General features: G+C 57.9%; 20 protein-coding genes. 17 read left to right on the top strand and 3 right to left on the bottom strand.

Going from position 1 to position 22929, the window contains the following annotated elements; translation table 11 throughout:
* Positions 1-158 precede the first annotated feature (158 nt).
* From HIR79_RS12000 to HIR79_RS11990, 3 genes are all read left to right on the top strand, one after another.
* Positions 159-1148, top strand: coding sequence for a Bug family tripartite tricarboxylate transporter substrate binding protein (locus HIR79_RS12000; RefSeq protein ID WP_169958542.1), 990 nt, complete (start codon positions 159-161; stop codon positions 1146-1148).
* Positions 1149-1243: 95 nt separating this feature from the next.
* Positions 1244-1744 carry a tripartite tricarboxylate transporter TctB family protein gene (locus HIR79_RS11995; RefSeq protein WP_169958541.1) on the top strand — a complete coding sequence of 167 codons (501 nt, stop codon included), beginning with the start codon at positions 1244-1246 and terminating at the stop codon, positions 1742-1744.
* 31 nt (positions 1745-1775) lie between these two features.
* Complete coding sequence (locus HIR79_RS11990; protein ID WP_169958540.1) at positions 1776-3278, top strand: tripartite tricarboxylate transporter permease; 1503 nt, start codon at positions 1776-1778, stop codon at positions 3276-3278.
* A gap of 178 nt (positions 3279-3456) precedes the next feature.
* Here the strand turns inward: HIR79_RS11990 and HIR79_RS11985 are convergent, their stop codons facing one another.
* Positions 3457-4170, bottom strand: coding sequence for an SDR family NAD(P)-dependent oxidoreductase (locus tag HIR79_RS11985; RefSeq protein ID WP_169958539.1), 714 nt, complete (start codon positions 4168-4170; stop codon positions 3457-3459).
* 164 nt (positions 4171-4334) lie between these two features.
* Between HIR79_RS11985 and HIR79_RS11980 the strand changes: the two genes are divergently transcribed.
* The gene (locus tag HIR79_RS11980; RefSeq protein ID WP_169958538.1) at positions 4335-5228 is read left to right on the top strand and encodes a 3-hydroxyacyl-CoA dehydrogenase NAD-binding domain-containing protein; all 894 of its coding nucleotides are present in this window, start codon (positions 4335-4337) and stop codon (positions 5226-5228) included.
* 116 nt (positions 5229-5344) lie between these two features.
* On the opposite strand, the gene HIR79_RS11975 is transcribed toward HIR79_RS11980, so the two are convergent.
* Both HIR79_RS11975 and HIR79_RS11970 read right to left on the bottom strand, forming a co-directional pair.
* Positions 5345-6499: an acyl-CoA dehydrogenase family protein gene (locus HIR79_RS11975; protein ID WP_169958537.1), complete on the bottom strand. Its 1155-nt coding sequence runs from the start codon at positions 6497-6499 to the stop codon at positions 5345-5347.
* 51 nt (positions 6500-6550) lie between these two features.
* On the bottom strand, positions 6551-7372 hold the full coding sequence (locus HIR79_RS11970) for an IclR family transcriptional regulator (RefSeq protein WP_211620729.1): 822 nt from the start codon (positions 7370-7372) through the stop codon (positions 6551-6553).
* Positions 7373-7655: 283 nt separating this feature from the next.
* Here HIR79_RS11970 and HIR79_RS11965 point away from each other — a divergent pair, with 283 nt between their 5' ends.
* The 13 genes from HIR79_RS11965 (at position 7656) to HIR79_RS11905 (ending at position 22893) form a co-directional block, all read left to right on the top strand.
* A complete protein-coding gene (locus HIR79_RS11965; RefSeq protein WP_169958535.1) occupies positions 7656-8447 on the top strand; it encodes an enoyl-CoA hydratase in 792 nt (263 codons plus the stop codon).
* Positions 8447-9976 (top strand): 3-hydroxyacyl-CoA dehydrogenase, encoded by a 1530-nt coding sequence (locus HIR79_RS11960; RefSeq protein WP_169958534.1) that lies wholly within the window; start codon positions 8447-8449, stop codon positions 9974-9976. The genes HIR79_RS11965 and HIR79_RS11960 overlap by 1 nt, the downstream gene beginning before the upstream one ends.
* Positions 9973-11241 carry a CaiB/BaiF CoA transferase family protein gene (locus HIR79_RS11955; RefSeq protein ID WP_349304976.1) on the top strand — a complete coding sequence of 423 codons (1269 nt, stop codon included), beginning with the start codon at positions 9973-9975 and terminating at the stop codon, positions 11239-11241. Before HIR79_RS11960 ends, HIR79_RS11955 begins: the two co-directional genes overlap by 4 nt.
* Before the next feature lie 37 nt (positions 11242-11278).
* Entirely contained in the window at positions 11279-12040 is a 762-nt protein-coding gene (locus HIR79_RS11950; protein ID WP_169958532.1) for an electron transfer flavoprotein subunit beta/FixA family protein, read from the top strand.
* A gap of 14 nt (positions 12041-12054) precedes the next feature.
* Positions 12055-13017, top strand: coding sequence for an electron transfer flavoprotein subunit alpha/FixB family protein (locus HIR79_RS11945; protein ID WP_169958531.1), 963 nt, complete (start codon positions 12055-12057; stop codon positions 13015-13017).
* A 115-nt stretch (positions 13018-13132) separates the two neighbouring features.
* Positions 13133-14800, top strand: coding sequence for an electron transfer flavoprotein-ubiquinone oxidoreductase (locus HIR79_RS11940; RefSeq protein ID WP_169958530.1), 1668 nt, complete (start codon positions 13133-13135; stop codon positions 14798-14800).
* A gap of 27 nt (positions 14801-14827) precedes the next feature.
* A complete protein-coding gene (gene pcaF / locus HIR79_RS11935; protein ID WP_169958529.1) occupies positions 14828-16030 on the top strand; it encodes a 3-oxoadipyl-CoA thiolase in 1203 nt (400 codons plus the stop codon).
* A 258-nt stretch (positions 16031-16288) separates the two neighbouring features.
* Positions 16289-17278, top strand: a complete 990-nt coding sequence (locus tag HIR79_RS11930; RefSeq protein ID WP_169958528.1) for a Bug family tripartite tricarboxylate transporter substrate binding protein — start codon at positions 16289-16291, stop codon at positions 17276-17278.
* 97 nt (positions 17279-17375) lie between these two features.
* The gene (locus tag HIR79_RS11925; RefSeq protein ID WP_169958527.1) at positions 17376-17876 is read left to right on the top strand and encodes a tripartite tricarboxylate transporter TctB family protein; all 501 of its coding nucleotides are present in this window, start codon (positions 17376-17378) and stop codon (positions 17874-17876) included.
* A 31-nt stretch (positions 17877-17907) separates the two neighbouring features.
* Positions 17908-19410: a tripartite tricarboxylate transporter permease gene (locus HIR79_RS11920; protein ID WP_169958526.1), complete on the top strand. Its 1503-nt coding sequence runs from the start codon at positions 17908-17910 to the stop codon at positions 19408-19410.
* 113 nt (positions 19411-19523) lie between these two features.
* Entirely contained in the window at positions 19524-20936 is a 1413-nt protein-coding gene (locus tag HIR79_RS11915; protein WP_502708651.1) for a hypothetical protein, read from the top strand.
* 1019 nt (positions 20937-21955) lie between these two features.
* Positions 21956-22321, top strand: a complete 366-nt coding sequence (locus HIR79_RS11910; protein ID WP_211620723.1) for an ATP-binding protein — start codon at positions 21956-21958, stop codon at positions 22319-22321.
* Between the two features lie 209 nt (positions 22322-22530).
* Complete coding sequence (locus HIR79_RS11905; protein ID WP_169959561.1) at positions 22531-22893, top strand: antitoxin Xre/MbcA/ParS toxin-binding domain-containing protein; 363 nt, start codon at positions 22531-22533, stop codon at positions 22891-22893.
* Positions 22894-22929: the final 36 nt, after the last annotated feature.

Genomic DNA, 22929 nt, shown 5'->3' with positions numbered 1-22929 from the left:
TGATCGATGTCAAGGACTCGCGGCCTACTCCGATGGCTTAAACTAAAGTTGAATAGGTGGTGTAAGAATGATGCCAGTAGGCTGGCGGTGCATTTAGCGAATGAATGTTCGTATGGCGAACATTTGCCGGGAGACACCACCTCGTCTAGGAGTTGATCATGAAGAAGCTTTTAAATGTCCTGTGCGCCGCCACATGCAGTGGCGCAGTGGCCCTTACTCTCTCAGTGTCCGCTGCACATGCGCAGGACTGGCCAACCAAGGATGTGCGTCTGATCGTGCCCTACGCTCCAGGCGGTACCACCGATGTTCTCTCACGGCGTGTAGCTGACCTGCTCAAGGATGAGATTAGCGCTAACGTGGTGGTAGAAAACCGCCCCGGTGCTGGTTCCACTGTGGCGACTGGGCGCTTGGCTCGCGGTGGTCGCGATGCGGAACATACTATTTTGATGGCCTCACCCGGCCACACCATTGGTGCTGCTATCTATCCCAACCTGGCCTACGACCCGGTTGAAGACTTCGTGTTTATCCAGAACATGCTGGATATCCCGAATGTCATGGTGGTTCCGGCCAACAGCCCGTACGAGACCGTGGTGGAGTTCATCGAGGCCGCTCAAGACCAGAACATGTCTTTCAGCAGCAGTGGTGTAGGCAGCTCAATTCATATGTCTGGTGAGCTGTTCAAGACGCTTACCGGCTCTAACATGACTCACGTGCCGTTTGCTGGCAGCGGCGCGGCGTTGCCGGCTCTGCTCGGTGGGGATGTCGATGTCTCCTTCGAAAATATGCCCACGGTGTTCTCTCACATCCAGACCGGTGACCTTAGGGCACTGGCTGTGACCTCCGAAGAGCGTTCGGAGTATCTCCCCGATGTGCCGACTCTGAAAGAGATTGGTGAGCATAACCTGGATCAGTTCGTCACTACCGCCTGGTTTGGTCTGATCGCTCACAACTCCTTCCCTGACGAGGCTTTCGCCACGATGCAGGACGCTCTCCAACAAGTGATGGAGCGTGAGGAGTTCACCAGCTTCGTAGAGCAGCTGGGAGGCGAGAAGGGTAGTGTTGCTGGCGACGATTTCAAGGCGTTTGTCGCTGATGAGGTTGCTCGCTGGGACGAAGTGGCAGGTGAGGCCGGTATTCGCCAGGAGTAAGTCACTTTCTGTCACGGCATGGTGAGGCGAGGACACGTTGTCCTCGCCTCAGTGGTTTCCATGCGGAGTCTTTACACGTCCAGAGGGGTCTCCCGATGACGAAGTCTCACCCTTCCCACCGCATGCTGCTCAAAGATCCCTTGGATGTGGTCGCCGGGGTGCTGCTGCTGTGTTTTTCGCTGTTTCTTTTACTGTATTTGATTCCCAATCACATTGGAGAGCCGCCCATTCTGCAGAATCCGATGATGTCGCCGCGCTGGCTGCCGACTATCGTCGGGTGGCTGCTGGTCGTATTTTCAGCCCTCATGATCATCCAAGGCGTGCTGGTCGCTGACAATGGTGAGGAGAGCGGGCGTCGCTTCGAACGTGGTCCATGGTTACGTTTTGCGCTGATGGTGTTGGCACTGGTGGTATATGTTGGCCTGTTCGAGATGCTGGGCGCCATCATCAGCGGGATTCTCGCCACTCTGATCCTGTTTGTCGCCCACCCTGTGCGCACCTTGTGGGTCTATAGTCTGGCCGTTGCCTTCCCGGTAGGCGTATCGCTGTTGTTTACCGAGGTCATGAACGTTCCGCTGCCGATGCTGCCGTTCTGACCTGATGGCCATCCTCAAGATCTGGTGAGATATGGATAATATTACTGAAGTACTCCAGTTGTTCCTTGCGACAGAGAACTTTATCGCGATAGCAGTAGGGGTGGTGGTCGGTGTCACAGTCGGCTCGATCCCTGGTCTTACCGCCACCATGGCGGTGGCCCTGGCGCTACCCTTTACCTTCTCCATGGAGCCGGTGGCAGCTATCTTGTTGCTTGTGGGTATCTATAAGGGGGGCATGTATGGCGGTTCGATTACCGCGATTCTGATTCGTACGCCGGGATCGCCGGCCTCAGCCTGTACGCTGCTGGATGGCTATCCGCTTGCCCAGAAGGGTAATGCGAAGAAAGCGCTAAAGATGGCGCTCTACTCCTCTGTCATTGCAGACTTTATCTCTAATATTGCGCTCATCTTCTTTGCCGCCTATCTGGCCAAGATAGCGCTCAACTTTGGCGCCCCAGAGTTTTTCTGGCTGATTTGTTTCTCACTGACCATCATTATCTCACTGGCCAGTGGTTCCATGATCAAGGGGCTGATTGCGGCCCTGTTGGGTATCCTGCTTTCATTGGTGGGGTTGGATTCCGTGTTTGGCTCGCAGCGGCTGACCTTTAATAATTATAATCTGATGGATAGTATCTCGTTCATTCCGCTGTTGATTGGGCTTTTTGCGATTCCTGAGATTATCGAATTCTACCGCAAGAAAGTGGTCCCGCATCTACGCGCGAAGGCGAGCGGCGTCGGGGTGACAATGGCTGAGTTTAAGCGAAGCTTCAAAAGCATTGTTCGTGGCAGTCTGATTGGGGTGGTGATTGGCGCTATTCCTGGGACAGGGGCTACGGCGGCGGCGTTCATCTCTTACAGTGATGCCAAGCGGCGTTCGCCCAATCGTGATAACTTTGGCAAGGGAGAGGTGGAAGGCGTTGCCGCCTCAGAGGCGGGGAACAACGGCGTGGCGGGTGCCACCATGATTCCGCTGCTGTCGCTGGGTATTCCCGGTGATGTGATCACTGCCATTATCCTGGGTGCCTTCATGGTCCATGGTTTGACGCCGGGCCCGATCCTGTTCCAAGAGAATCTCCCGCTGATCTATGCGCTATTCCTGGGGATCATGCTGAGTTCAGTAATCTTGCTGTTCGTTGGTAGCGCAGCAATTCGTTACTTTTCGTTGATTGCGGATATTCCCAAGGCGATTCTTTTTCCAATCGTGCTAATGTTCTGTGTGTATGGGGCATATGCGGTCAATAACGATACCTTTGATGTGTGGTTGATGCTGGCCTTTGGACTGCTCGGCTATGTGTTCAATCGTACAGGAATACCGGCAGCCCCCTTCTTGATTGGTTTTATCTTGGGTCCGATGTTCGAAGATAACCTGCGTCGCTCTCTGTTGATTGGCTCCAATGACCTGTCGATCTTTGTGCGTGGCCCAATCACTTGGTTCTTCATTGCGCTTACGATTGGCTCCATTTCACTGGCCATTTATCGGTTCATTACCGCACGGAAAGAGCCGAAACGTAGCGTGGACGAGTCCAGTACATGATGCCAAGGGCACAGTGCACTGTGATATCGCGCCGGTTTGTGGGCTCGACCGGAGCGTAAGGCAGTCGAGCCGGCATGGGCTGGATAGATCGGCTGCGATTTAGCGATATTTACATGGCGGCGTCTTAATTGACGGCCGCCATTTTTTTTAGGCCGGGTAAGATAAATAGGCGTGGGTGTTAACCCACAGTCACGCCTCCGCATACAAACATGGTTTGGCCAGTAATGAAGCTGCTGCGAGAGTCGCAGAAGAAGCTGACGGCCTGAGCGACATCGTCGGGTTGTCCCATGCGCTGCACTGGGATGTTCTCGATAATGCGGCGTGCACGCTCGGAATCGGGAGGGTTGTTCTCCCAGAATGCAGTTGTGGCGATAGGGCCCGGAGCCACGCAGTTGACGGTGATTCCGTCGCTGGCCAGCTCCAACGCCCATGTGCGCGCCATAGATTGCAATGCCCCTTTGGTCGCGCTGTATAGGGTGCGAGCCTCCTTGCCCAATACCACACGGCTGGCATTCATGACGATGCGGCCTTGGCCATGGCGGCGCATGCTGGGCAGCAGAGATTGGGTGCACACCAGCGCGGAACGCACGTTGAGATGCATCAGTGGGTCAAAATCTTCGACACGTGTGTCGTCGAGCAGGGCAGGGCGCACTATGCCAACATTATTGACGAGACATGTTACTCCATGGGCATCGGCAATCGACAGGAGTATCTGGCGGGTCGCATTGACATCACTGAGGTCGACTTGATGAGCATCTGCTTTCAGAGACTCTGCCTCGGGTGACTCGATGTCTAGCACGAAGACGCGATAGCCATCTTGCTGTAAGCGTAAGGCAATGGCTTGGCCGATGTTTTGCGCACCACCGGTGACGACAGCACAGGGTTTAGACATAGAGAAATCCTTATGGCGTTGGGAAGTTGCCTTGGAGGGAGAGTCTTGCGATTATACGATAAATGATGCCGCCTTCGTATACACATTATTTTCCACTTTCGTCTGTTGGGCACTAGGCCACTTGTGTCACCATGGTCAGTACGAGGATCGTATAGGAGTCATGTATGCAGTCATATAAAAAGGGGCTGGTGGTCGGGGCTGGCACCATGGGGATGAACCTTGCCAAGCTAATGCTTGGTAACGGCATGACGGTGACGATACTGGATATCGACCCCAAGGTGTTGGATCGTTGCCGCCAGGCCCTGCAGTCTGATCTAGGTAGCAAGGTACAGGTTCACTTTGTCAGCGATTGGTTGCAGGTGGGGGAGTGTGATGTCGTGGTCGAGAGCGTCACTGAAGACCTTTCGCTTAAGCAGCGAGTGCTGAAGGATGTGGAGGCTCATGTTGGTGACGAGACACTGATATTAACCAATACATCAGGACTTTCTATCGATGATCTGTCTGATGTGATGACTCGCCCGGAACGGTTTGTAGGAGCTCATTTTTTTAATCCTGCAGATCTCATACCGACTGTCGAGGTGATCCCAGGGCGATCCACTTCTGGCACCTGCGTCGATGATGCGGTTGACTTGCTCCGGGGACTTGGAAAGCGTCCTGCCGTGTTGAAGCAAAGCGTGCCGGGTTTCGTGGCGAATCGTATTCAGCATGCCTTAATGCGTGAATGTCTCTCGATTTTGGAGCAAGGCGTTGTAGACGCTGAGACATTAGACGATATCGTACGCTATTCAATTGGTGTTCGTCTTGCTATCAACGGACCGTTACGCCAGCGGGATCTCAATGGACTGGACACCCATCTCAATATTTCAGGCTACCTATATCAGAGCTTGGATAATCGCACAACACCATCCCCTTTGCTTGAGGCGTTGGTGGAGAAAGGGTGTCTTGGTCGTAAGAGTGGAAATGGCTTCTATGAATGGCCGGCTGGCAGTGGGGAGAACTACGACCGTCAGGAGAGAGAGTTGCTTGTGCGTCTGTTATCAATGATGAGCGAGGATTAAGACTGGCAGGAATGATTATTATTAATTGCCGATGCTGCAGAAAAAACCCCTTGCCTGAGGTTGGAGCGATCTTAGGCAAGGGGCTTGATATGGAGGTCAGGAATCTAGAGTAAAGATTAACCCTCGGCTTCTCGAATCATATTGCGAGATATAATTACCTGCTGGATTTGAGTGGTGCCTTCATAAAGTCGGAAAAGGCGTACATCGCGATAGAACCGCTCAACGGCGTATTCGCTGATATAGCCGGCTCCGCCATGGATTTGTACGCCACGATCTGCTACGCGGCTGCACATTTCAGTGGCGAACATTTTGGCACAGGAAGCCTCGGTGCTCACATTCTGGCCTTCATCCCGCTTGCGTGCGGCATCCAGCACCATGCACTTGGCGGCATAGATCTCAGCCTTGGAGTCTGCCAGCATTCCCTGGATCAGCTGGAATTCGGCGATAGGCTTGCCGAATTGCTTGCGTTCCATAGCGAAGCGAAGGGAGTCCTCCAGAACACGCTCGGCCGCGCCGACTGCGATGGCGGCAATATGCAGGCGCCCCTTATCCAGCACTTTCATCGCAGTCTTGAAGCCGACACCTTCCTGCTCACCAATCAGAGCGCTTTCCGGAATCCGGACATTGTCGAAGATCACATCTGCAGTGTGAGCACCCTTCTGGCCCATTTTCTTATCACATTTCCCAATAGTGATACCCGATGTATTGGCATCTACAATGAAGGCGCTGATACCTTTGGCGCCTTTGATGTCCGGGTTGGTACGCGCCATGACGGTGAAGATGCCGGCATGCGGCGCATTGGTGATGTAGCGCTTTGTGCCATTGATGATGTACTCATTCCCATCCTTTACAGCAGTCGTCCTTAATGACGCCGCATCGGACCCTGAATCCGGTTCTGTCAGGCAGAAAGAGCTGAGAATTTCCCCGCTGGCTAGGCGTGGCAGGTAGCGGGATTTCTGATCGTCTGTGCCGTCGAGAAGAATGCCAATTGAGCCGATACCGTTGTTGGTCCCGATGTACGAACGGAAAGCAGGAGATGTTCTGCCAAGCTCGAAGGCGATACTAACTTCCTCCTCCATTGTCACTCCGAGACCACCAAACTCCTCCGGAATGGTAAGTCCAAACATTCCCATATCTCGCATTTGAGATACGATGTCATCAGGAATTTGGTCGATCTCGGCAACCTCTTCCTCTCGTGGAATAAGCTCTTCGTTGACAAAGCTTCGGATCGAATCGAGAAGAATCTGCATTGTTTCTTGGTCGCGAATCATGATTTCACCTCGCTGATGTGGTGGCTTTCTGGTCAGTTTTTATCCCGCGGTTTACGAGATCTGGGTAATGATGTCATTCACCATCTGTACCAGCCGTGGTCCAATAAACTCTTCAAGCTTCTCGCGAGAAACCTGAAATTCGGGGCCTCCGCAGTTGAACGCGAGTACGCCTAACTGCGGGTGGATCAAAGGAACCGCAACCGCATTTACCTTTTTCTGCCAATCGCCCATCGACAGGCAGTAGCCATATTCTGCGTACTCTTTGAAGGCGCCATCCAGTGCTCTGCGAATGTCCGGCCATTCGTCGGGATGGCTTTGCTGAATATGCTCCATGATCACCTCGGCTTCTTCTTGCGGCATAGCGGCCAGGCAGGCGCGACCGGCGGAGCTTTGGTGAATCGGGAGGCGTGTTCCGATCTGGCGGCGAATGGTGGAGCGAAGGGCACTCTGGACAACGTCCAGGTAGACCATGTCTAAACGGTCACGTGCCGACATCGCCACGGTGGCGCCGACTTCATCGGCGAGGTTCACCATCAAGGGCTGGGCAACGGAGCGAATCGGCAGGTTGGAGATCATGGAGTAGCCAAAGGACATCACGCCTACGTCCAGTTGGTATTTCCCGCGCGGCAGGGGGCGGAGATAGCCAAGTCTGGCGAGGGTGTGGGTCAGCCGGCTTACGGTGGGACGTGGCAGCCCCGTCTTTCTGGCCAGATCCAGGTTGCTAAGCATGCTATCGCGCGGCGTGAAGCAGCGCAGAAGCTCCAGCCCCCGCGCCAGCGATGTCACGAACTGACGGTCCTTCTCCTGCTCTTCCATCGCATGGATGGGGTCCACCACGATCTGAAAGTCGCTCTGGCTGTCTTTTTTCTTCACTGTGTCTTCGCTCCCGCGGCGGATAGCAGTCATTAAAGTTTGCGCGCACCGCCTTTGTGATGTCAACTGTGCAATCTAAAAGATCGCATGGCGGACATTTGTGAGGGCTGTCATCTTCACCGGGCCTACATGAGCGCTGTTTCTCAAGCCCTCCCCGAAAACCACCAGGCAGCGCACGGGCTGCTCTGCGATGTCGTTGACAGCTTTCCGCCAAACTGTGTAGGTTAACAAGTATAGCAAAATAAATGTCCGCATAGCGATCATTTTAACTGTGAGGTGGTGCATGAACGACAAGCAGCAGCCCGCCGAGGTATATCTTGCCTCGCTCGACGAAGGGGTGGCGGTGGTTCGCATCGATCTACCATCCGCCAAGAATGCCCTCAACGGCGCCGTCAGGCGTCAGCTCGCCGAGCTGTTCTCGTCCCTGGCCCGGCGTGATGACGTGCGGGCTATCGTGCTGACGGGAGGTGAACAGGTGTTTGTGGCCGGTGCTGACGTCAAGGAGTTTGCCACTGCATCGCCGACCGAGATGCATTTGCGCCACAACGAGCGGTTCTGGGAGCCCATTGCGAACTGCCCCAAGCCGGTAATTGCGGCGGTCAACGGCTTCGCTCTGGGCGGCGGCTGTGAGCTTGCCATGCACTGCGACATCATCGTAGCCGGTGAGTCTGCCCGGTTCGGGCAACCAGAAGTCAAACTTGGCCTGATGCCCGGCGCTGGAGGGACCCAACGCCTGGTACGGGCGGTGGGTAAGTTCCAGGCGATGCGCATGCTCATGACTGGCTGTCTGGTATCGGCGCCCGACGCACTGCGCATGGGGCTAGTCAGCGAGGTCGTCTCTGATGACCAGACGCTTGAGCGTGCCAAGGCATTGGCTCAGGAAATTGCACTGCTGCCGGCCTTAGCCGTGGAGCAGATCAAGGAGACCGTGCTCGCCGGTGCCGACCTGCCGCTTGAGAGTGCGCTGGTCCTCGAGCGGAAGGCCTTCCAGATGCTGTTCGACACCAAGGATCAGAAGGAAGGGGCTGCCGCCTTTATCGAGAAGCGCAAACCGGCCTATCGGGGAGAGTCATGATGGCAGGACAAGTGAATCGGCTGGGGATTGTCGGCACAGGTGTGATGGGCGCAGGGATCGCTCAGATAGCAGCTCAGGCCGGTCTCGAGGTCGTGCTGTTCGACAAGCGTGACGGGGCTGCCAGCGCCGCACGTGATGGCCTGCAGGCGACATTCGACAAACTGGTGAGCAAGAGCAAGCTCTCGCGTGAGTCTGCCGAGGTGGCCTTGGCCCACCTTTTTGTCGTCGACTCGATAACAGCCCTGGCGGATTGCGACCTGGTCATCGAGGCAATCGTCGAGGACCTTGGCATCAAGCAGGCCCTGTTCGCCGAGCTGGAGGCAATAGTGGCCCGCGATTGCATTCTAGCGACCAATACCTCGTCGCTGTCGGTCACGGCTATTGCCGCGGATCTGGCCTGTCCCGACCGGCTTGCCGGCTTCCACTTCTTCAACCCCGTGCCGCTGATGAAGGTCATCGAGGTGATCGGGGGGCTCGATACCGACGAGAGCGTTATCGACACCCTGCTGAATTTGGCAGGCCAGCTCGGGCATACCGGCGTGCGTGCCCAGGATACCCCCGGTTTCATCGTCAACCATGCAGGACGCGCTTACAGCACAGAAGGATTGAAGATTCTTGAGGAGCGGGTAGCGCCACCAGAGGACATCGACCGGATCCTTCGCGAGGAGGTCGGGTTCCGAATGGGGCCGCTCGAGCTTTTTGATCTGACCGGCTTGGATGTCTCGCATCCTGCGATGGAGTCGATCTTCGAACAGTTCTATCACGATCCACGTTATCGACCTTCCTCTATCTCTCGGCAGATGCTGAAAGGTAACCGACTGGGGCGCAAGACAGGGATTGGCTTCTACCGCTATGAGGCAGGCAGGAAGATTGAGGCACTGACGCCACAGCCGGTGCCTGGTGTCAGCGAGCTACCGCCGATCTGGGTGGGGTGTGAGGATGCCTATCTGCGTGCAGAAGTCGCGACGCTGCTGGAGTCACTCGGCGGGCGAGTGGAGCCGACAGACTCACCCTCTGAACAGGCGCTCTGCCTGTTGCTCCCCTTTGGTGATGATGCCGTGAGTGCGAGTCAGCACTTCGGCGTCGACCCCGAACGCACACTCTGCCTCGATGTCCTCCTGGGGCTTGAGCGTCATCGCACTCTAATGATGACACCGGTCACTCGGCCGGAGATACGTGACGCGGCTCATGCGCTGCTGGCATCGGATGGTACCGGAGTGACGGTCATTCGTGACAGCGCTGGGTTTGTCTCGCAGCGTGTACTGGCGTCAGTGGTCAATTTGGCCTGCGAAATTGCTCAGCGTGAAATCGCTACTCCTGTCGATATCGATAATGCTGTCAGACTGGGGCTCAACTACCCCCATGGCCCGTTGGCATGGGGGGATGCGCTGGGTTCGAAGCGGCTGCTTGGGATATTGGAGCGTATCTACGCCCTGACGGGAGACCCTCGTTACCGGCCAAGCCATTGGTTGCGTCGTCGTGCCACGATTGGGATTTCACTGTTGCACGTAGCGCCAAGTGGTCGATGACATTGGAGACACATCATGTTGGTGGAAGTGGGGAGCGTGCTATGGGTGCACTAACGGGAATTAGGGTACTTGACTTGAGTCGTGTGCTGGCTGGCCCTTGGTGCAGCCAGGTACTGGCTGATCTTGGTGCGGATGTCGTCAAGGTGGAACGTGTTGGCAGGGGGGATGATACTCGAGCCTGGGGCCCTCCCTATATGAAAGATGCTCAGGGGAACGAGACGCAGGAAGCCTCATACTACCAGTCCACTAACCGGAACAAGCGCTCTGTGGCTATTGATATTGCCACCAAGCAAGGCCAAGAAGTCATCCGTGCGTTGGCCGCAGAGAGCGATGTGCTCATCGAAAACTTCAAGGCAGGATCATTGAAGAAGTACGGGCTTGATTATGAATCAATTTCCAAGCTCAACCCCAGGCTCGTTTATTGCTCCATTACAGGGTTCGGCCAGACGGGGCCTCGCGCGCAGGAGCCCGGCTATGATTTCATCATCCAGGGCATGGGAGGGTTGATGAGTATCACCGGGGAGCGAGACGGCGTCCCTGGTGGTGGCCCGCAGAAGGTGGGCGTGGCAGTCACCGACGTGATGACGGGGCTATACTCGGTCATTGCCATTCAGGCCGCGCTGCTGGCACGCGAGAAGACTGGCCGTGGCCAGTATTGCGATATGGCGCTACTGGATGTGCAGGTGGCCGCGCTCGGGAACCAGAGTCAGAGCTATCTCAGCACCGGTGTTTCACCGGGGCGGTATGGTAATGCGCATGCCAATATCGTTCCTTATAACTCCTTTCATGCGAGAGACAAGGACTTCATCATCGCCTGTGGCAATGATTCACAGTTTTCGTCTTTATGTGGTGCCATTGGATTGCCGGAGCTGTCCACTGACCCTCGGTTCTCGAAAAACGAAAATCGCATCAGAAATCGGGATGCCATCACCCAGATTCTTTCGGATCATTTTAAACGTGATGCCGCTGAAGTGTGGGTGGAAAAGATTAGCAAGGCCAAGGTGCCGGTTGGAGTCATTAATGATATTGCCGATGCGCTTGCCGAACCTCAGGTGGATGCACGTGGTATGTTAGTTAACATACCCCATTCCATGAATCCTGATTTCAAGATGGTCGGCAGCCCGATTCATATGTCTGATACTCCGGTTGAGTACAAGAGGCCTGCGCCACTTCTTGGGCAGGATACTGACGATGTGCTGGCCGAATACCTAAATCTCTCCCCAGAGCAGTTGTCGCAACTCAAAGGCGACGGTGTGGTGGGTTAATTGTTCCAAGAGTATTGAGCATTACTGAGGAGTGCTGATGAAAGTCCTCGTCGCTGTCAAACGTGTCATCGACTACAACGTCAAGATTCGGGTCAAGCCGGATCACTCCGACGTCGACCTCACCAACGTCAAGATGGCCATGAACCCCTTCTGCGAGATCGCCGTGGAAGAGGCGGTGCGCCTGAAGGAGCGTGGGGTCGCCACCGAGGTGGTCGCCGTCACCGTCGGCCCCAAGGCCGCCCAGGAGCAGCTGCGCACCGCGCTGGCGCTGGGCGCCGACCGCGCCATTCACGTCGAGACCGACGAGCGCGTCGAGTCGCTGGGCGCCGCCAAGGCACTGGCCAAGGTGGTCGAGGAGGAGCAGCCGGGCCTGGTGATTCTCGGCAAGCAGGCCATCGACACCGACAACAACCAGACCGGCCAGATGCTGGCGGCTCTCACCGGCCTGTCTCAGGGCACCTTCGCCTCAGAGGTGAAGTTCAGCGGTGACGGGGGTGATGGAAAGCTCCAGGTGACCCGCGAGGTCGATGGCGGCCTGCAGACCGTCGAGCTGAGCCTGCCCGCCATCGTCACCACCGACCTGCGCCTGAACGAGCCGCGCTATGCCAAGCTGCCGGACATCATGAAGGCCAAGAAGAAGCCCCTGGACGTCAAGACCCCGGCGGATCTCGGCGTCGAGGTGGCCTCGAAGGTCAAGCTGCTCAAGGTCGAGCCGCCGGCCGAGCGCCAGGGCGGCGTCAAGGTGGGCTCCGTGGATGAGCTGGTCGACAAACTCAAGAACGAAGCCAAAGTGCTTTGATAGGAGCTGATCTCATGAGCATTCTGGTACTCGCGGAACATCACGACGGCGCCCTGGCCGGCGCCACCGCCCATGTGGTTTCCGCTGCCAAGCAGATTGTCAAAGAGAGTGGTGGCGATATCGATGTGCTGGTGGCCGGCGAAGGCGTCGCCGCCATCGCCGAGGCCGCCGCCAGGCTGGACGGCGTCTCCCGCGTGCGCGTGGCCGACCACGCCGCCTACGCCCACCTGCTGGCCGAGCCCACCGCGGCGCTGCTCAACGCGCTGGCCGGCGACTACACCCACCTGCTGGCGGCCGCCTCCACCACCGGCAAGAACGTGCTGCCCCGCGTCGCCGCCCTGCGCGACGTCGCCCAGATCTCCGAGATCATCGCGGTGGAGTCCCCGGACACCTTCAAGCGCCCGATCTACGCCGGCAACGCCATCGCCACCGTGCAGAGCGAGGACGCCCTCAAGGTAATCACCGTGCGCACCACCGGCTTCGATGCCTGCCCTGATAGAGGGACCGAGGGCGGCAGCGCCGCCGTCGAGGCGGTGGACCTGTCCTTCACGAAAGGGGCCGACAACGCCCAGTCCACCTTCCTCAAGGAGGCGCTGGCCAAGTCCGACCGCCCCGAGCTATCTGCCGCCCGCGTGGTGATCTCCGGTGGCCGCGGCATGGGCAACGGCGAGAACTTCACGCTGCTCGACGGCATCGCCGACAAGTTGGGCGCGGCCATTGGTGCCTCGCGCGCCGCGGTGGACGCCGGCTTCGTGCCCAACGACATGCAGGTGGGTCAGACCGGCAAGATCGTCGCGCCTGAGCTCTACATCGCCGTGGGCATCTCCGGTGCCATCCAGCACCTGGCCGGCATGAAGGACTCCAAGGTGATCGTCGCCATCAACAAGGACGAGGAGGCGCCAATCTTCCAGGTGGCCGACTATGGATTGGTCGCGGATCTCTTCCAGGCGCTGCCGGAGCTCGAGGGGCGTCTCTAACCCTCCCGCAACCATTGATCATCATGACGCCGAGGCCAAAAGCTCTCTCGGCTTGCCGGCGGGAAGGAGTCGAACTCTGACCCGTCGGCTTTTTTCTTCGACAGTGGGACTTTTCATGACATCGGTAACCGAACGCGATTCGATGGATTTCGATGTGGTCATCGTCGGCGCCGGCCCCTCGGGCCTGGCCGCGGCGTGCCGGCTGATGCAGCAGGCCAATGCCGCCGAGCAGGAGCTCACCGTGTGTGTGGTAGAGAAAGGCTCCGAGGTGGGCGCCCATATCCTCTCCGGCGCCGTCTTCGAGCCCCGGGCCCTGGCCGAGCTCTTCCCCGACTGGGAGGAGCGCGGCGCCCCGCTGACCACCCCGGCGATCCGCGACGAGCTCTACCTGCTCAAGGATGCCGAGAAGGCCCAGAAGCTGCCCAACGCCCTGGTGCCCAAGTCCATGCATAACACCGGCGGCGACATGCCCCGCTACGTGATCAGCGCCGGCAACCTCTGCCGCTGGCTGGCCGAGCAGGCCGAGGGCCTGGGCGTAGAAATCTTCCCGGGCTTCGCCGCCCAGGAGGCGATCGTCGAGGAGGGGGTGGTCAAGGGCATCCTGATCGGCGACATGGGCGTGGGCGCCGACGGCGAGCCCAAGGACAGCTACATGCCGGGCATGGAGCTGCGCGCCAAGTACACCCTCTTCGCCGAGGGCGCCCGCGGCCATATCGGCAAGCGCCTGATCCAGCAGTATGACCTGGCGGCCGGCCGCGACCCCCAGCACTACGGCATCGGCCTGAAGGAGCTGTGGGATATCCCCGCCGAGCAGCACGAGCCCGGCCTGGTGCTGCACGGCTCCGGCTGGCCGCTGGACACGTCCACCCACGGCGGCTGGTTCCTCTACCACGCCGAGAACCAGCAGGTGGTGGTGGGCCTGATCATGGACCTCTCCTACCGCAACCCCTGGCTGTCGCCCTTCGACGAGTTCCAGCGCATGAAGCACCACCCGGTGCTGGCCAAGCACCTCGCGGGCGGCAAGCGCATCGCCTACGGCGCCCGCGCCATCACCAAGGGCGGCCTCAACTGCCTGCCCAAGATGACCTTCCCGGGTGGCCTCTTGATCGGCTGCGACGCCGGCACCCTGAACTTCGCCAAGATCAAGGGCCTGCACACCGCCATGAAGTCGGGCCTGGTGGCCGCTGAGGCGGTCTTCGAGGCCATCAGTGCAGGCGATGAAGGAGGGCACGAGCTAACGACCTTCAATGTCATGTGGGAGTCCAGCTGGGCCTACGCCGAGCTCAAGGAGAGCGCGAGCTTTGGCCCGGCGATCCACAAGTACGGCACCGTGGGCGGCGGCGCCTACAACTTCGTCAACCAGCTGCTCGGCGGCAAGCTGCCCAACGTCCACGACACCAGTGCGGATCACGCGGCGCTCAAGCCCGCCGCCGAGTTCGAGGAGATCGACTACCCCAAGCCCGACGGCAAGCTCTCCTTCGACAAGCTCTCCTCGGTGTTCCTGTCGAACACCAACCATGAGGAGGACCAGCCTTGCCACTTGCGCCTGGCGGACCGCGAGCTGCCGATCCGCGACAACCTGCCCGAGTATGCCGAACCGGCCCAGCGCTACTGCCCGGCCGGGGTCTATGAGGTGGTCGAGGGGGAGGCCGGTAAGCCGCAGTTCCAGATCAACTTTCAGAACTGCGTGCACTGCAAGACCTGCGACATCAAGGACCCGTCCCAGAACATCACTTGGGTGGCGCCGGAAGGTGGCGGCGGGCCCAACTACCCCAATATGTGAACCTCAGTTTCTAATATGGAGCGTGTTATGACTGACGTATTCCTCTGCCATCCGCGGCGTAGTGCCGTGGGCCGTTTCGGCGGCACCCTCTCGAGCGTGCGCCCCGATGACCTGGCGGCCGCCATCTTCAAGGCGGTGCTGGCCGAAGCCCCGGAGCTCGACCCAGCCGCCATCGAAGAGGTCTTCATGGGCTGCGCCAACCAGGCCGGCGAGGACAACCGCAGCGTGGCGCGCATGTCGCTGCTGCTGGCGGGCATGCCGGTATCCATCCCCGGTACCACCCTGAATCGCCTGTGCGGCTCCGGCATGGATGCGGTGGGCACCGCCTTCCGTGCCATCAAGGCCGGCGAGCTGGACCTGGCGCTGGCCGGCGGCGTGGAGTCGATGTCCCGGGCCCCCTACGTGATGGGCAAGGCCGACAGCGCCTTCTCGCGGGGCCAGCAGATCGAGGACACCACCATCGGCTGGCGCTTCATCAACCCGCTGATGAAGAAGGCCTATGGCGTCGACTCCATGCCGGAGACCGCCGAGAACGTGGCCGAGCAGTTCAAGATCTCCCGCGAGGACCAGGACGCCTTCGCCCTGCGCTCCCAGCAGAAGGCCGCCGCCGCCCAGGCCGCCGGCCGCTTCGCCCTGGAAATCACCGCCATCGAGATTCCGCGCCGCAAGCAGGAACCGCTGCGCTTCGATCAGGACGAGCACCTGCGCGCGACGACGCTCGAGAAGCTCGCCGGGCTACCGACGCCGTTCCGCGAAGGTGGCAGTGTCACCGCCGGCAACGCCTCCGGAGTCAACGACGGCGCCGCCGCCATGCTGGTGGCAAGCGCCGCCGCGGTGGAGAAGCACGGCCTCACCCCCATGGCGAAGATCCTCGGCATGGCCACTGCCGGCGTCGAGCCGCGCATCATGGGCATCGGCCCGGTGCCCGCGGTGCAGAAGCTGCTCGCGCGCACCGGCGTGTCGCTGGACGAGATCGACGTGATCGAGCTCAACGAGGCCTTCGCCGCCCAGGCGCTCGCCTGCATGCGCGAGCTGGGAATCGCCGACGACGACCCTCGGGTCAACCCCAACGGCGGCGCCATCGCGCTCGGCCACCCGCTGGGTATGTCTGGCGCCCGCCTGCTGCTGACCGCGGCCCACGAGCTGCAGAAGAGCGGCAAGCGCTACGCCCTGTGCACCATGTGTGTGGGCGTGGGTCAGGGCATTGCGACCTTGATCGAGAGGGTTTGAGGACCCGTCCTAGCACTCTGCTGGGGTCATGTGTTGTTGGCCACTACAAGCGAATGGGTCTGATGAGCTTGATCACGAAGGTGGAGCGAGCCGTGACCCCATGAATGTCAAAGAAAAAAGCTTTCAGTCAGGGAAGGGGTGGGCCGGGGATTGCGACTAAAGTTGCATACCTGGCCTTCAGCATAGCAAAGTAGTCTACGGACTAAATGCGAATCAAAAGTCCGCATAGCGGTCATTTCAATAATGAAGGAGCAAAACATGAATAAGCTGCTCAACGCACTCTGCGTGGCAACCTGTGGCGGCGCAGTGGCGCTGACGCTGGCCGTCTCCAGCGCTCAAGCATCGGAATGGCCTACTGGTGACGTCCGCTTGGTGGTGCCCTATGGGCCCGGCGGCACTACCGACGTCCTGTCGCGTCGGGTGGCGGACCTGCTGAAGGATGAGATTGGTGCGAATGTGGTGGTAGAAAATCGTCCGGGTGCTGGCTCCACGGTGGCCACCGGCCGACTTGCCCGCGGTGGTCGTGATGCTGCGCACACTATCTTGATGGCCTCACCCGGCCACACCATTGGTGCTGCCATCTACCCCAACCTGACCTACGATCCGGTTGAGGACTTTGTGTTTATCCAAAACATGCTGGATATCCCGAATGTCATGGTGGTTCCGGCCAACAGCCCGTACGAGACCGTGGCGGAGTTCATCGAGGCCGCTCAAGACCAGAACATATCATTCAGCAGTCCCGGTGTAGGCAGTTCTGTGCATATGTCTGGTGAGCTGTTCAAGACGCTCACAGGCTCGAATATGACGAACGTGCCATTTGCTGGCAGCGGCGCGGCGTTGCCGGCTCTGCTCGGTGGAGACGTCAATGTCGCCTTCGAGAACATGCCCACGGTGTTCTCTCACATTCAGTCAGGTGACCTAAGGGCACTGGCTGTGACCTCCGAAGAGCGTTCGGAGTATCTCCCCGATGTGCCGACTCTGAAAGAGATTGGTGAGCACAATCTTGATCAGTTTGTCACCACTGCTTGGTTTGGTCTGATCGCTCACAGCTCCTTCCCTGACGAGGCTTTCGCTACGATGCAGGAAGCTCTCCAAAAAGTGATGGAGCGTGAGGAGTTCACCAGCTTCGTAGAGCAGCTGGGAGGGGAGAAGGGGACTGTTGCCGGCGACGATTTCAAGGCCTTTGTCGCTGATGAAGTGACCCGCTGGGATGGAGTGGCGGCGGAGGCCGGTATTCGCCAGGAGTAAGTCACTTTTCTGTCACGGCATGGTGGGGCGAGGGCACGTTGTCCTCGCCTCAGTGGTTTCCATGCGGAAGTTTTTACACGTGAAAGGGTTTTTCCCGATGACGAAGTCTCACCCTTCCCACTGCATGCTGGTCAAAGATCCCTTGGATGTGGTCGCTGGAGTGCTGCTGCTGTGCTTTTCGCTGCTGCTTTTAATGTATTTAATTCCAAACTACATTGGAGAGCCGCCCATTCTGCAGAATCCGATGATGTCGCCGCGCTGGCTGCCGACCATCGTCGGGTGGCTGCTCGTGGTATTTTCAGCCCTCATGATTATCCAAGGGGTGCTGGTCGCTGACGATGGTGAGGAGAGCGGGCGTCGCTTCGAACGTGGTCCATGGTTACGTTTTGCGCTGATGGTGTTGGCACTAGTGGTATATGTTGGCCTGTTCGAGATGCTGGGCGCCATCATCAGCGGGATTCTCGCCACTCTGATCCTGTTTGTCGCCCACCCTGTGCGCACCTTGTGGGTCTATAGTCTGGCCGTTGCCTTCCCGGTAGGCGTATCGCTGTTGTTTACCGAGGTCATGAACGTTCCGCTTCCGATGCTGCCGTTCTGACCCGATGGCCATCCTCAAGATCTGGTGAGATATGGATAATATTACTGAAGTACTCCAGTTATTCCTTGCTACAGAGAACTTTATCGCGATAGCAGTAGGGGTGGTGGTCGGTGTCACCGTCGGCTCGATCCCCGGTCTTACCGCCACCATGGCGGTAGCCCTGGCGCTACCCTTTACATTCTCCATGGAGCCGGTGGCCGCGATCCTGCTGCTCGTGGGGATTTATAAGGGCGGCATGTATGGCGGTTCGATTACCGCGATTCTGATTCGTACGCCGGGTTCGCCGGCATCGGCTTGTACGTTGCTGGATGGCTATCCGCTTGCCCAGCAGGGTAATGCGAGGAAAGCGCTAAAGATGGCGCTCTACTCCTCTGTCATTGCAGACTTTATCTCTAATATTGCGCTTATCTTCTTTGCCGCCTATCTGGCCAAGATAGCGCTCAACTTTGGTGCCCCAGAGTTTTTCTGGCTGATTTGCTTCTCACTGACCATCATTATATCGCTGGCCAGTGGCTCCATGATCAAGGGGCTGATTGCGGCTCTGCTGGGTATCCTGCTCTCATTGGTGGGCTTGGATTCAGTGTTTGGCTCACAGCGGCTAACCTTTAATAATTATAATTTGATGGACAGTATCTCGTTTATTCCGCTGTTGATTGGGCTTTTTGCGATTCCTGAGATTATCGAATTCTACCGCAAGAAAGTGGTCCCGCATCTGCGCGCGAAGGCAAGCGGCGTCGGGGTGACAATGGCTGAGTTTAAGCGAAGCATCAAGAGCATTGTTCGTGGCAGCCTGATTGGGGTGGTGATTGGCGCTATTCCTGGGACAGGCGCTACCGCGGCAGCGTTCATCTCTTACAGTGATGCTAAGCGGCGTTCCCCCAATCGCGATAAGTTTGGGAAGGGAGAGGTGGAAGGTGTTGCCGCCTCAGAGGCGGGGAACAACGGCGTGGCTGGTGCCACCATGATTCCGCTGCTGTCGCTGGGTATTCCCGGTGACGTCATCACGGCCATTATCCTGGGTGCCTTCATGGTCCATGGCTTGACGCCGGGCCCGATCCTGTTCCAGGAAAACCTTCCTCTGATTTATGCGCTGTTCCTGGGGATCATGCTGAGTTCAGTGATCTTGCTGTTCGTTGGTAACGCAGCAATTCGCTACTTTTCTCTGATTGCTGATATTCCTAAGGCGATTCTTTTTCCGATCGTGCTGATGTTCTGTGTGTATGGGGCATATGCGGTCAATAATGATACCTTCGATGTGTGGTTGATGCTGGCCTTTGGAGTGCTCGGCTATGTGTTCAATCGTACCGGGATACCAGCAGCTCCCTTCTTGATTGGCTTTATCTTGGGTCCGATGTTCGAAGATAACCTGCGTCGCTCACTGCTGATTAGCTCCAACGACCTGTCGATCTTTGTGCGCGGTCCGATCACATGGTTCTTTATTGCTCTAACGGTCGGCTCCATTTCACTGGCCATCTATCGCTTCATTACGGCACGCAAAGAACCGAAACGCAGCGTAGATGAGTCCAGTCCATGATGCCAAGGGCATAGTGCCCGTGATATCGCACCGGTCGGTGGGATCGAACGGTGCGTAAGGGAATAGAGCCGGCCACCATTTGAGGCCGGCTCTCCTGTAGCCAGGGAGGCTAATTGTCGGTGAAATTTTTCGGAAGAGATTTGGTTACAAGCAAATGGTCTAGTCACCTGCTTGCAGGTATTGTGGTGCTGGCAATTGCGCACATGTTGAGTGGCGCATTAATTATTGCAAGCTTGGCTCAGTTGCTGTTGATGTTGTTTCTTTTATTGGGATGGCCTCGATTCAGTTCGATGGCGCGCCTCTTGGTTTTTGCTTGCATTCTAATGTCTCTTTTCGCCATTTGGTGGCTCCCTGCTCCTTGGGCAGTGCTGCATGAGGCGGCTGCTGGATTCGTATTCCTCGCGGCGTTTATGACCGTGCTGGCCTTATTGCGCCTCCCTGCATATCGATCAAAGCTAATTCACCATTGTGGTCAAAGTCTGTTGATACAGCCGCCGACCTGGCGTTATCCGATGCTCTCGTTGGGTTCCACATTGTTTGGCATCGTGCTGAATTTTGGCGTATTGAATCTGTTCATGTCGATGATTGACAAGGCCAATACCCTCGGCGCTGCTCAGGGGAGGGTGTGGGTGCAGGAAGTGCGCCGTCGTCGCATGTTATTAGCAACCTTGCGAGGCTTCACCCTGGCGCCGCTGGTCTCACCGTTGGGTATCGGTGTCGCAGTGGTGTTGGGCAACCTGGAGTCGCTAACTTGGGGAGAGCTGTTTCCCTATGTGCTAGCATCTGCCGCCGTATTGTTCTTGCTGGGGTGGGGCTGCGACCAGCTTGCAGGTCCGCGTCCAAGCGCCGTTAAAGCTGCTCTTGAGCGCTCGTCGCTGATGCCTCTGGCGGCATTCAGCTTGCTGTTGCTGGCTCTGGTCATGTTGGTGTTTTTTCTTTCCGTACTACTTTCTGTGCGGTTGCCTCAGGCTGTATTGATCGGAGTGCCGCTGGGAGCATGGGTGTGGTTAGCTTGGCAGTGCCGTGGTCTCGGCAGTGCCGGTGTAGGGCCGGCCACTATTCTGCTTGCCCGCAGGTTGCCTAATGTGCTCGGTGGTATAGGTAATGAGGTTGTGGCGTTAGGCTCTGGCGCCTACCTTGGTTTTCTCAGTGTGGCACTGCTTGACCCTGCTCAGTTGGAAGGAGTGGCATCATTTCTGGCGTCTTTCGCAAGCTGGTTGCCGATTCTGGTGCTGCTGCTGATCTTTATGCTTGCTCAAGTTGGTGTTAATCCAATCATCAGTGTCACATTTTTGACCAGTATGATTGCTCAAGTAGAACTCGAAGGTGTATCGTTGCCGCTGCTTGCCGCGGCCATGCTGACGGGCTGGTCATTAACAATGGTGTCGTCTCCTTTTACCGCGGCGATGATGATAATGTCGCGGTTCACTGGCATGACGGCTTTGCAGATTGGTCTGCGCTGGAACGGTATGTTTGTCGCGACTTCTTTGTTGGCGGCTGCCGTGTTATTCCGTCTGGCTAGCTAAAGTCACGTGAAATTGAGATGTTCTTTGTAGTGGCGATTAAGGCTTGTTCACTATAAGTTGCAACGATATTGGGCTAGAGCGAAGGGGCGTGGCGATGGCGACGACGGCTCTGACATTCGGTGCTTGGGGATGTCATGAATAGGTGCCCATCTTTTGTTGCGTGGGCACCTGTCACTGTCCATGGTGTGGCTTGCAATAAAAAAGTTGTGTAATTTAATATTATTGCTATAGTGATTGATATATGGGTCGCGAGGGTTGAGGTCATGAGTGAACTTTGGATATTTCTTTTCGGTATGTCGCCTGTTATCATTATTATGTTGTGTACGATCCTTGTTGGGTATTGCGAAGTGGTGAAGCGCCATAAGAGAAAAACATCCTGAGTCATAATGGAGGTATTAATGTTTTTTTCGATCGTTAAAACTCCAGTCCCTGTGCCAACACTCGAAATGTGCTAGGGCGATACGAGATACCACACCCTACCGAGCTTTCCGATCACCTCACGAAGCATGATGCGTCAGGTCGTGGAAGTAGATGCCGGTCAGCCTTGCTGACGGCGCTCATTGTGCGCAGGGTCAGAAGCGCACGATCAGGACGGAGGGCGCAAGCCCCCCTCCGACCCGATCAGGGACAAGGGGCCGGAGGTTGGGACACCGGCTTGATCGTCAGGTGAAGCCCCAAGGCGTCGGCGACCTTGTTGATGAACCGTACCGGGATTCCCGGAGGCTCCAAACCTTGAGAGGATGGAGCCATTAACACTTCCAAGCGATATGCACCTGAGGTCCGGCAGCGAGCCGTCCGCATGGTCTTCACCACGAAACGGACTACCCCTCCCAGTGAGCCGCTATCGGTGCCATTGCCCCCAAGATCGGCTGCACGCCAGAGACGCTGCGTAGTTGGGTCCGTCAGGCCGAGCGTGATGCAGGTCGTCGGTAAGGCGCGACCACGTCTGAACGCGAGCGGATCAAGGCTCTGGAGCGCGACCTGACCGAGTACGAAGCCGTGGTGGGAGGTGGCTGGTAATGACGATGCCCGAGACGGAGCGCCTGGATGCCATGCTGACGCGTCTCAAGCTGAGCGCCATCCGCGAGCGGCTCGACACGCTGCTCGACGAAGCCGCACGCCGGGAGCTGACCCTGCGCGAGACGCTGGCCTACCTGTGCGAGCAGGAGGTGGCCCACAAGGAGCAGCGGCGCATCCAGATGGGGCTGAGCATCGCCCGCTTCCCGTTCCTGCTCACTCTGGAAGGGTTCGAGTTCAGCGCCCAACCCGCCGTGGACCCCGGCCAGATCCGTGAGCTGGTGCGGACGCCGGGTCGCCAACGGCGATGCCCTGCTGCTGCTCGGCCCGCCGGACGTGGGCAAGAACTAGAATGGCCAGTCGGGTAGGGTAGTTGTCGTCAGTCTGACAATCCGGTCATTCCTTCTTAAGGCAAGCAGTAACCGGCACGCCTTGGAGAACGCTTACACCAGGCCGGCACCTGTCAGGGGTGTCCTGGCTGGCATCGTGCTGTAAAATAATCAACAATTGATTAAATTGATCAATTGGAGGGAGGGGCGTGGCGTTACGAGAACTTTCCGCCCGACAGCGGAATGAAATGAGTGCAGCTGCAATGCGGACATATCCCAATATTGTCCAAGCCTGGGGGCTGCGAGAAACTGAAGCAGCTCTGTTGCTGGGGGTGCCGAGATCCACCTACCGCCGCTGGCGGAGGACCCCCGAGCGTGCCAAGCTGGACATCAACCATCTGGAGAGAATGTCGCTGATACTGGGCATCTACAAAGCGCTTCAGATCCTGCTTCCGCGCACCGACTCTGCCGACTCGTGGCTACGACGCCCCAACCGTAACCTGCTTTTCGCGGGCACTACCCCCCTGGAGCGGTTGTGCAGCGGTTTGGTGCAGGACCTTTACGTCATCCGCCAGTACCTCGATGCGGCCCGGGGAGGTGCTTTTGCGTGACGTCTCCCCTCATCACGTCAGGTGGCATCCAAGCTA

The organism is Halomonas sp. PGE1 (assembly GCF_013000985.1).
Lineage (GTDB): Bacteria > Pseudomonadota > Gammaproteobacteria > Pseudomonadales > Halomonadaceae > Halomonas > Halomonas alkalicola.
This window is presented reverse-complemented; position numbering and strand designations above follow the sequence as displayed.

What these genes read in the sequence shown, in the direction of transcription:
- HIR79_RS12000 (WP_169958542.1), top strand. Translation starts at nt 159, where the DNA reads ATGAAGAAGCTTTTAAATGTCCTGTGCGCCGCCACATGCAGTGGCGCA.
- HIR79_RS11995 (WP_169958541.1), top strand. Translation starts at nt 1,244, where the DNA reads ATGACGAAGTCTCACCCTTCCCACCGCATGCTGCTCAAAGATCCCTTG.
- HIR79_RS11990 (WP_169958540.1), top strand. Translation starts at nt 1,776, where the DNA reads ATGGATAATATTACTGAAGTACTCCAGTTGTTCCTTGCGACAGAGAAC.
- HIR79_RS11985 (WP_169958539.1), bottom strand. Translation starts at nt 4,170, where the DNA reads ATGTCTAAACCCTGTGCTGTCGTCACCGGTGGTGCGCAAAACATCGGC.
- HIR79_RS11980 (WP_169958538.1), top strand. Translation starts at nt 4,335, where the DNA reads ATGCAGTCATATAAAAAGGGGCTGGTGGTCGGGGCTGGCACCATGGGG.
- HIR79_RS11975 (WP_169958537.1), bottom strand. Translation starts at nt 6,499, where the DNA reads ATGATTCGCGACCAAGAAACAATGCAGATTCTTCTCGATTCGATCCGA.
- HIR79_RS11965 (WP_169958535.1), top strand. Translation starts at nt 7,656, where the DNA reads ATGAACGACAAGCAGCAGCCCGCCGAGGTATATCTTGCCTCGCTCGAC.
- HIR79_RS11960 (WP_169958534.1), top strand. Translation starts at nt 8,447, where the DNA reads ATGGCAGGACAAGTGAATCGGCTGGGGATTGTCGGCACAGGTGTGATG.
- HIR79_RS11955 (WP_349304976.1), top strand. Translation starts at nt 9,973, where the DNA reads ATGACATTGGAGACACATCATGTTGGTGGAAGTGGGGAGCGTGCTATG.
- HIR79_RS11950 (WP_169958532.1), top strand. Translation starts at nt 11,279, where the DNA reads ATGAAAGTCCTCGTCGCTGTCAAACGTGTCATCGACTACAACGTCAAG.
- HIR79_RS11945 (WP_169958531.1), top strand. Translation starts at nt 12,055, where the DNA reads ATGAGCATTCTGGTACTCGCGGAACATCACGACGGCGCCCTGGCCGGC.
- HIR79_RS11940 (WP_169958530.1), top strand. Translation starts at nt 13,133, where the DNA reads ATGACATCGGTAACCGAACGCGATTCGATGGATTTCGATGTGGTCATC.
- pcaF (WP_169958529.1), top strand. Translation starts at nt 14,828, where the DNA reads ATGACTGACGTATTCCTCTGCCATCCGCGGCGTAGTGCCGTGGGCCGT.
- HIR79_RS11930 (WP_169958528.1), top strand. Translation starts at nt 16,289, where the DNA reads ATGAATAAGCTGCTCAACGCACTCTGCGTGGCAACCTGTGGCGGCGCA.
- HIR79_RS11925 (WP_169958527.1), top strand. Translation starts at nt 17,376, where the DNA reads ATGACGAAGTCTCACCCTTCCCACTGCATGCTGGTCAAAGATCCCTTG.
- HIR79_RS11920 (WP_169958526.1), top strand. Translation starts at nt 17,908, where the DNA reads ATGGATAATATTACTGAAGTACTCCAGTTATTCCTTGCTACAGAGAAC.
- HIR79_RS11910 (WP_211620723.1), top strand. Translation starts at nt 21,956, where the DNA reads ATGACGATGCCCGAGACGGAGCGCCTGGATGCCATGCTGACGCGTCTC.
- HIR79_RS11905 (WP_169959561.1), top strand. Translation starts at nt 22,531, where the DNA reads ATGAGTGCAGCTGCAATGCGGACATATCCCAATATTGTCCAAGCCTGG.